This window comes from Nostoc cf. edaphicum LEGE 07299, assembly GCF_015207245.1.
GTDB classification, from domain to species: Bacteria; Cyanobacteriota; Cyanobacteriia; order Cyanobacteriales; family Nostocaceae; genus Nostoc; species Nostoc edaphicum_B.
In genome coordinates, this window is sequence record NZ_JADEXF010000430.1 from 1 (window position 1) to 4,548 (window position 4,548).

At 41.3% G+C, this 4,548-nt stretch carries 4 protein-coding genes; all 4 read right to left on the bottom strand.

Annotation, left to right across the window (positions count from 1 at the left end):
* Positions 1 to 15: 15 nt before the first annotated feature.
* The 4 genes from IQ229_RS14115 to IQ229_RS14130 all read right to left on the bottom strand — a co-directional run bounded on the left by IQ229_RS14115 (position 16) and on the right by IQ229_RS14130 (position 4,517).
* Entirely contained in the window at positions 16 to 1,116 is a 1,101-nt protein-coding gene (locus IQ229_RS14115) for a glycosyltransferase (protein ID WP_194044690.1), read from the bottom strand.
* A gap of 241 nt (positions 1,117 to 1,357) precedes the next feature.
* The gene (locus IQ229_RS14120; protein ID WP_194044691.1) at positions 1,358 to 2,671 is read right to left on the bottom strand and encodes an NAD(P)H-dependent oxidoreductase; all 1,314 of its coding nucleotides are present in this window, start codon (positions 2,669 to 2,671) and stop codon (positions 1,358 to 1,360) included.
* Between the two features lie 355 nt (positions 2,672 to 3,026).
* Positions 3,027 to 3,572 carry a dTDP-4-dehydrorhamnose 3,5-epimerase gene (rfbC, locus tag IQ229_RS14125; RefSeq protein ID WP_194044692.1) on the bottom strand — a complete coding sequence of 182 codons (546 nt, stop codon included), beginning with the start codon at positions 3,570 to 3,572 and terminating at the stop codon, positions 3,027 to 3,029.
* Positions 3,573 to 3,893: 321 nt separating this feature from the next.
* On the bottom strand, positions 3,894 to 4,517 hold the full coding sequence (locus IQ229_RS14130; protein WP_194044697.1) for a phytanoyl-CoA dioxygenase family protein: 624 nt from the start codon (positions 4,515 to 4,517) through the stop codon (positions 3,894 to 3,896).
* Positions 4,518 to 4,548 lie beyond the last annotated feature (31 nt).

The window sequence follows — 4,548 nt, forward strand, 5'->3', positions numbered from 1 at the left end:
CTAATGACTACTCAATCAAATGAATAATTGCTGCACGCCACAAGCTTGATTAATAATTTGCTCAACCTTGCCAAAAAATGCATTTTCTGAAAAATTTGCTACTGCATGATTGCGGATGCGATCGTAATCCCAAGAAATACCATTTGCTTCTAGTAAGGCAACTTGTAAAGATTCGGGTGTTTGTCTTTTGAAAAAGACTCCTGTTTCACCTGGTATTTGAGTATCTAATACTCCACCCGCTCCATAAGCGATGACTGGTGTACCGCTTGCATTAGCCTCTACTGGAACTAATCCGTAATCTTCTAAGGCTGCGACAATAATAGACTTGGCTTTGGAAAATAAGTTTTTGCGGGTTCTATCACTTACGTGTCCCAAGAACACAATATTTTGTAATGCTTTGGATTTTAACCGTGCTAGTTCTGGCCCATCACCAGATATTAATAGCCGCCACCCTAACCAATTAAAAGCTTCGACTATTATATCAAGTCGCTTATAACTGATCATCCGGGCAGAGGCCAGATAATATTCATCTTTTATATCTGAAAAAAGAAATTTACTAGTATCAATTGGATAGTTTACCATCATTGCCTTCTTGCCATAAATTTTTTCAATACGGCGGGCAACAACACTAGAATTAGCAATGTAAAGGTCAGGCTCCTGTGCATATTTCAGGTCTACCTTTCTCATGACTTGAAATACTTGTTCGATTAAAGGAGCAAAATATCTATAGTCCCCGTACTCTCTTAAATAAGTTGCTGTATCCCATAAAAAACGGGTGACATTATGGCAAAAACAAATGTGGTGGGCATTGGGATTTTTTCGCACTGCTTTAGCGAAGCTGGTGCTACTACTAATAATTAAATCGTAGTCTTGCAGATCCAAGGCACGAAAGGCAGGAAAATATAGAGGAGCCATTGACCTGAAATATTTTGCTGCACCAGGAATCTTTTGTAAGAAAGTTGTATTAACTATGCGATCGCCTAGATCGATAGTTTTTTGGGGATCGTACAAAGATGTGAAAATATCTGCTTCGGGATAGCGCTTACAAAGCAGTTCAAACACACGCTCTGCCCCACCTCGCTGGGTTAAATAATCATGGACGAGAGCAATTTTCATGAAATTTGACCTAAAGTTTCGATCGGGTTTGTTGAAACGCTCCCCAGCAAGTTACTATCAACAACTTTAGTTAAATCGGCGGTTAGAAACCGCGTCTACACAGGCAAAACCCACCTACGTGGGTTTAATTTAAAACCCTCAGTTCTTTCTTAGCTTGTGTAGCCACGAATTCTATTCGCCTTGACTCTACTCTACGCCCCTACAGCTAATTCATTTGTGGCAAATGTTTTGAGAACCGATATTATCCAACTGCTACTAAGATTTTTTCTGGAGCGAAATAGGCATTTTGCTCAGCTCGTAGTTGGTCGCAAAGTCTGCCTTCAGGTAATTCTACATCCTCATAAGTGAGGACTTGATCTTTAGAAATATCTCGTTTGAGGCGACACCCTTCAGCTAAACCCATTGGTAGAAGATTTTGCTGTTGGACGATATCGGAATTTTCACATTGTCCGTAGGTCATGTAGTAGCCAATGCCATCTAAGGTTTCTCCTGCTTTCAGGTCGATTTTGGCGGTGGTGACAACATCTACTAGCGGGCCTGCTAGTGGAGACATAACGGCATCACCAAATAAAACAGCACGCGCTACGGACAAGGGAACTTCAAAATGACAGAGGTGATAAGGAGTATAGAAGCTGTAAAGTGGGCCTTCGCCTAATTTATATAAGTTGAGATAGTGGCGTTGCTTGGGGTCGTCGTGAGTGGCAAATACGTATACGCCTGGGCCTGGTTTTGCTCCAACTACATAATCGACAATACCGCCCAGTTCTTTGAGTTGTTCAACATCATATAACTGGGTCATTTCATCGACATGACCGCTGAAGTCATATCCCAACATTCCCCGTTTGGCGACTTTCATGCCTGTGGCATTGGCAACGATCGCTTGCTCGAAGGAAATTTTGCTTCCGTCGGCGAAGCTAGCCACCATGTGGGGCTTTTGACCCCAACGTTTAGCAAATCCTTCCTGGGTGGTGGGATTTCGATAGGGGTCTTGGAGTCCTTTAATGTTACCGCACAATAAGGGAGTTAAACCAATGCTTTTGACAAAGCGATAAAGGTTCATTTGTACTCCTGGCTGATCGCCATCACAAGCGCTGAGAATCACACCTGCTTTGTCGGCATACACTTTGAGGATGGGGCCAATGGTGCCATCGAGTTCGGCATTCATCATGATCACATGTTTGCAATGGGCGATCGCTTCCATAACGATCTGAGCGCCAAATTCCACTGCACCCGTGACTTCGATTAATGCATCGATGCCTTCAGCCCGACACAGTAACTTAGCGTCTTCTGTGACTGCATACTTACCGTTAGCGATCGCATCTTCTAATTCGCTGATAGTTGCAACAACTTGAATATCTTCAATCCCTGCTTCCGAATAAGCTTGTTTAGCTGCACCAATCTGACGATTAGAGATAGCAACTAACTCCATTCCTGGCACTGAATTGACAATTTGGTTGGCAATTCCTCGACCCATAAAACCAGCACCAATCATTCCCACCTTGATAGGATTTCCTGCTGCTGCACGGGCTTGTAAGGCGCGATCGATAATAATCATGAACTAAACTCCTTTTTGGAACTGTTTGTTGTGTTACAAATTCTCGATAATTTTGCACTTAATAATTTTTTATAGCTAAACATTAAGTACATTTTCATAGGAATTATCATTAATGATAGCTACTAACTGGTTGCTTGCTAGATGCCATAACAGCAGTTTGTTTTTCCGGCTATGATTTTTGATAATTTGCTCCACAGCATTTCTGTAGGTTTGGGCAAACTTTTCTTTGGTATGAGTTGCTCTTGCATATTGCCTCCCCCTGCCTCTATAGCGATGGTATATTTTTTGGAAGTACCTTACCTCATACAGAGGAGCCAGTGTGTTGTGTGGAAAACACCTGGCACAGAGAAATAGTCTATACGCCAACAGTCATCATTCTCAACAAAGGCCAATTTAAATCTTTCTCAGAGATTTCAGTCACATCTAGAGGCCAATCAATGTTAAAGAATGGGTCGTCATAGCGTAAACCTCTTTCATATCCTGGGGTGTAAAATTCACCCACTTGATATACAACTTCAGTCTCATCGGTGAGCGCTTGATAGCCATGAGCAAACATTTCTGGAACATATAAAGCGCGGCGATTTTCTGGGGTTAGCTCTACACCAATATGTGATAAAAAGCTAGGAGATTCAGGACGCATATCAATAATTACGTCGTAGATTGCGCCTTTAGTACAGCGAATTAATTTTGTTTCTGCTGCTGGCAGAACTTGATAGTGCATTCCCCGGATAGTGCCTTTTTTGTAATTAAAAGACAGGTTACATTGGGCAACTGTTGGCTTTAATCCATGTGCTTCAAATTCTTGAGCGCAGAAAGACCGAGCGAAAAAACCACGGTGGTCTGGCTTTTCTTCTAAATCAATGATGAATGCGTCTTTGAGTGTAGTTTGAGTGAAGATCATGAATGAATAACCTCGATAGGAATATTGACGACAATAAAACTTGGCAAATTTGAAAACTTAACTTGTTATCGAACAGAATTCAGGAGTCAGGAGTCAGAAGTCAGAATTAATTTTGACCGAAAAAGCGGATAGCGTAGCGTAAAGTCTTCTCTTCTCCTTCTCCTGTCGGAGACGCTGCGCGAACGGAGACGCGCGAACGAGAGTCCGTGAACATCTTGATTCTGACTCCTGAATTCTGACTTCTGAATTCTTTTTAAAAAATCTCATCAATAATAGTCTTGAGCGGTTTTTTAGATTAACAAGCAGCTTGTTTTAACTGAACTAGATGGCGCTATTACTAACTGGTTCAGTTAACTTTGGTTGGGGAAAAGTATTGTCTCGATATTGAGTACAAACTTCTGGACGTTCGGGAGAAGTAGAAGTATAGCACGAGAATAAAGTTAACCTATGTTCTGTGCGTGATGTACCGTGATGTATGGCTTTTTTGGGATCGACAATAATGACAGTTCCTGCCGATCCTGTACAAGATTTCCAAGCCTCTTTCGGGATAATTTCATTTAGTTCTTCATCTGTGATGCCTAAATGACCAGATTGCCAAAGCTTGTAGTAAGTACGGTAATAGTTTAATCTAAATAAAGAGGTTAAAGAGGCTGGGATATATTCAAATGGCCCCTGCTTTTCTTCAACATCATTTAAGTAAATAATGATTTTGATCATGCGGCGGTCTTCTGCATCTTTATGCCATAGTTGTGTACCAAACTGACTTTTATTAGGGAAATCTTTGCGGAGATGTACACCATGAAAAATGATTGGCAGACCAATGTAGTTTTCAATGATGTTTATAAGCCTTTTTTCGCTTCCCCAAGTAGCAAATTCAGGTAAGTATGTAACTGTGTAAACTTGGGGGATTTTTTCATTTGAATCGTCATGATTGCCAGATTCCATTTGGGATGATTAACCATAAGCTGCCTTGAGC